Here is a 4,324-nt window from a genome sequence, read left to right on the forward strand (position 1 = left end):
GTCGAGCGCCGCCGCCTCGAGGCCGCGCCAGCCGGTCTGCACCCCGATCACCCGCACCAGCCGCGCCTTGGCCTGCGCGCCGAAGACCTCGGCCCAGATATCGGCCACCTGCGCGGCGCGCAGCCCGGCGAATTGCATCCACGCGTCGCCCGGCGCCTCCTCGCCCCAGCGCGCCTTCGCCTGCTCTTCGGCCCATTTCGCCTGTCGGAAGCCGAAGTTCCACACCTCGTTGGACCACTCCGCATGGAGCTTGAGCCGCGGGTCGAGCGCCTCGTACATCAGCTCGGCGAAGCCGCGCGCATAGGCATCATCGGCCAGATGCGGCAGCGTCACCCAAAGATCGGCGCCGATCTCGTTGGCCAGCCGCGCCAGCACCTCGGCGGGCACGCCCTCGGTCCAGCGCTGGTCCGTCTGGCGCGGCCTGTCCTCCCAGCGCTGCGCCTTGGAGCCATTGGTCTCCATCCAGTCCATGACCCGCAGCAGGCGCAGATCCGACACCAGCGCCAGCCAGTCGGGGTTGAACAGCGCGCCCGCCGCGGCATGCGGCAGGCGATCCTCGCGCACCACGCTGATGTCCCGCAGCGGGTCGCGCGCGTCGATCGCGGCGACCTCGATCTCGACCGCGCCGTGACCGGGGGTGTAGTCGAAGCGGATCTCGCCCGGGGCGCGGCTCACCTCCCGCGCGCGGCCGCCGACCGAAACTTCGCCCCGCCCCTCGTGGCGCAGCACGTAGCGCCCGGCGAGCGAGACCGCCGCCTCGGGCTGATCGGTGAGGATCAGCGTGCCGACATGCTTCACCCCGGGCGGGATCGACAACAGCCGGCCGCCCGCATCGACATGACCCGCCGTTACCAGCGCCTCGGCCTCCACCCCGCCCCAGCGGCCCGGCAGGTGACCGATCCAGGGCCGCGAGCTCTTCATCAGGTCGAGAAAGGGATGCTCGGTCGACCAGTCGGAAATGCCCGCGAGGTTCATCCCCAGAACCGGGGCGGGCGCCGCGGCGGCGCTGCGGCTCGTCGCGGCGCCGGCCATGGCCAGGCCGAGCCACAGGAGGAGCGCGGCCAGCGCGCGCCCTGCCGAGGCGTTCCGCGCGCCGCTCACAGCACCGTCCGGATCGGCGCGGGCGGGGGGGCGAAGGATCGCCGGTCCGCCACCGACAGCACCTCCACCCGTCCCAGCAGCGCGCCGGCGGCCAGGAAGGTCAGCGGCGTCAGCGTCGCGTTGGGCAGCAGGTCCACGAGGTTCATCCCCAGGATCACCGCAAGTGTCACGCTGGCCGCATCGAGCGCGGCCTGGCGGCCCCGCCACCACAGCAGCAGCACTGGAAAGGCGAGCAGGCCGAACTCGGCCAGGAAGCCGGCCCAGCCGAAGATGCCGATCACGACCAGCCAGCGGCCGTCGGTCACGCTCAGCTCGCGGCCGCTTTCGGCGTCGTAGATCTGGTTGCGCCCCCAGATCCCCCAGCCGAAGACCGGCCGCTCCCAGACGCGCTCGAGCAGCATGTCCTCGTTGTCGAAGCGAAAGCCCATGGATTGCGCCCGATCAGGGTGGATGTTTTCCGCAAGCGCGAGGATCTGCTTCTGCGGCACCAGCTCGGCACCCTTGAGCAGCGGGTAGCCCAGCGCCAGCAACGCCATCATCGCCGCGCCGAAGAGCTGCAACCGCCGCGGCGCCAGCACCAGCGCCGGTGCCAGCACCATGGTATAGACCAGTGCCGCCAGCGACTTGCACAGCACCAGCACCACGCCGAGCCCGGCCGCCGCGCCCCAGAGCCCCAGCGCCTCGCGGCCCCGCGCCGCCCGCGCGAGACCGGTCGCGGCCAGCACCGCCATCGCCACGAAGAGCGCCACCCACAGCCCGTGATAGAGAAACACGATCGGCCTGAACCCGTCGCCACGGATCATCTGGCTGAAGCTGTGCTGGAAATAGCCGTAGGTCCAGATATTGATCTGCGGGCTGAGCCGGACCTCGACCAGGATCGGCAGCGTATAGGCGAGCCCGCCCAGCAGGATGGCCCAGAGCAGCAGCCGGTGATCCCGCCCCTGGCCTAGAAAGACCCGCGCCATCAGGAAGGGCACCACCAGCAGGAATTGCGAGACCACCAGCCCCGGCACCTCGGAAAGACGCAGCGCCGGGACCAGCCGAGGGCCGTAGCGCAGCGCGTCGTCATTGCCCAGCACCGTCATCAGCGGCGACAGCAGGTAGACCGCCAGCGCGATCAGCATCACGGGATGGCGCGGCAGGAGCTGCACCAGGCGCAGCTGGCCCAGCATCAGCGCCGCGCCCAGCACCGAAATGCTCGGGATCGTGCCCTTGTTGAGCGAGGGCAGCAGCGGCAGATCGAACTCGGCAGGCATCGGCGGCAGCAGGAGATAGCCGCCGATGAGGCTCGCCAGCAGCGCGCGGGCCGGGCCCAGCCGCGCGAAGAGGGCCAGCGTGACGAGGGGCCACACCAGCAGGGCGATCGAGGCTATGGCGTTGGGCATGTCAGGCCGGTCCCGTGTTCCGCGTCACGCCATGGCATATCACGAAGGCAGGGTGATGGCAGCGCCATGGCGCGCAGGGGGGCACCGGGGCACGCAGTGTCACCGGGTCGAGGAGGGCGCGACCGGAGGCTTCAGAGACCGGTGCCGCGCAGCACGACCCGCAGCGTCCGGCCGATCACCTGCAGATCGGTCATGGGCGAGAGCGCGTGGTAATAGCTGCGGTCATAGGCGGCGCGCTGCACGAAGCCGGTCTCATTGCGCACGGAGGTTTGCCAGAACCCGGTGATGCCGGGCCGCATGGCGTAGTATTCCGTGCCCGGGTAATAGGCCTGCTGCTCGGGCAGGAAGGGGCGCGGCCCGACCAGGGTCATGTCGCCGCGCAGCACGTTGAAAAACTGCGGCAGCTCATCGAGCGAGCTGCAGCGCAGGAGCCGCCCGATCCGGGTGATCCGCGGATCGTTGCGCAGCTTCTGATGATGATCCCACTCGATCCGGTCGGCCGGGTTCTCGGCGAGGTGCCGCTCGAGCACCGCCTCGGCATCGGGGACCATGGTGCGGATCTTGAACATGGTAAAGCTGCGCCCGCCCAGACCGATACGGCGCTGCGCATAGAACGGCCGCCCCCCGTCGAGCGCCACGAGACCGGCGATCAGCAGCACCAGAAACGACACGGGCAGGCAGACCATCGAGGTGAACAGCAGGTCGATCCAGCGCTTGAAGCGGCGATGATAGAGCCCGTCCGGACGCGGCGTCGCGCCGTCCCGTCCCGTCCCGAGAGCCAACCTGTCCGAAGCGGCGTGCTCGCGCCGCGGTATCGCACGAGCCTCGTTGTTCACCCGTCCGTCGATCACCCAGATACTTGTCATCAAAAACCGTCCCTTTGCCTGCACCGATCAAGGCGGTGACCGGTGCGACCCGATCCCGTGCACCCCGCGTGTCATCGAATCTATATTCCGCCTGCCAGCGGTCAAAGCGCGGGCGGAAGAATTGGACGGCGCGCGGCCTCCAAATTGCCGGATTTCTACCAAAAACCGCCTTCCGACATGGGTCGGCGACTCACATTGCCGTGCCCTCATTGCGCACAGCCGGGAAACGGCGCCCCATATTGATGCCGGTTTGGTCGCAGATGGGAAACCTTGCCTATACTTATGCCCCCCGTCAGCCGAATGCCGCGCAGCACATTCGAAATCAGGGCGGTTTTGCGGCGCCTGGCTGACAGGATGACGGCTTTGTCATGATTCTCGCCCCGGCTGCGCCGACATCCTAAAGGATCGGAAACAGTTTCAACGCAGGGGTCGAATCGTTGCCGGATGCATGGGACAGATCGGCTGGGTTCGATTCGGATTATTTGGGGAAAGTTCCTGCGCCCGTCCAAGCGGCACAATGCAGGACAAAGGCTCAGACGATGGCTGCGGCAAGCGCCAGTGAGCCTCTGCAGACGAAACCGGGTCGCATCCTTATGCCTATAGGGTCAAGAACCCGTCCGAGACGGAACGCGGGCCCTGCAACGTGCCACTGGCGGGCGCGCTGGCCCCGGTTCTGGCTTTCGTCGCGAAGGGAGCTGTAACGCAGAACCGCCGCGCCCTTGCGGGACACGACGGTTCTGATGTCGGTACGTGTTTGTTGGTTGCGGGAGCAGGATTTGAACCTGCGCCTAGGTTCCGCCCGTCGAGACCTGAACCGCTCCACTGGAGCGTTTCCGAGACGGTCTCGACCCTTCAGGTTATGAGCCTGACGAGCGCGTTGGTGATGTAGGGGTACTGGTTGCGGGAGCAGGATTTGAACCTGCGACCTTCAGGTTATGAGCCTGACGAGCTACCGGGCTGCTCCATCCCGCG

2 protein-coding genes, 1 tRNA gene and 1 pseudogene are annotated in these 4,324 nt (G+C 68.2%); all 4 read right to left on the reverse strand.

Annotated features, from left to right (window positions below; genetic code table 11):
• Positions 1-1,101: pseudogene (locus NHG85_RS07895) on the reverse strand (calcium-binding protein); the annotation flags it as partial.
• Positions 1,098-2,486, reverse strand: coding sequence for an O-antigen ligase family protein (locus NHG85_RS07900; protein ID WP_253331347.1), 1,389 nt, complete (start codon positions 2,484-2,486; stop codon positions 1,098-1,100). The gene NHG85_RS07900 and the pseudogene NHG85_RS07895, both read right to left, overlap by 4 nt.
• Positions 2,487-2,617: 131 nt before the next feature.
• Positions 2,618-3,352, reverse strand: a complete 735-nt coding sequence (locus NHG85_RS07905) for a sugar transferase (protein ID WP_253331349.1) — start codon at positions 3,350-3,352, stop codon at positions 2,618-2,620.
• Positions 3,353-4,247: 895 nt separating this feature from the next.
• Positions 4,248-4,324: transfer RNA gene (locus tag NHG85_RS07910), tRNA-Met, on the reverse strand.

It is taken from the genome of Limimaricola litoreus (genome assembly GCF_024159025.1).
GTDB lineage: Bacteria > Pseudomonadota > Alphaproteobacteria > Rhodobacterales > Rhodobacteraceae > Limimaricola > Limimaricola litoreus.

Coding starts and splice junctions, on each gene's coding strand:
- NHG85_RS07900 (WP_253331347.1), bottom strand. CDS start 2,486: ATGCCCAACGCCATAGCCTCGATCGCCCTGCTGGTGTGGCCCCTCGTC.
- NHG85_RS07905 (WP_253331349.1), bottom strand. CDS start 3,352: ATGACAAGTATCTGGGTGATCGACGGACGGGTGAACAACGAGGCTCGT.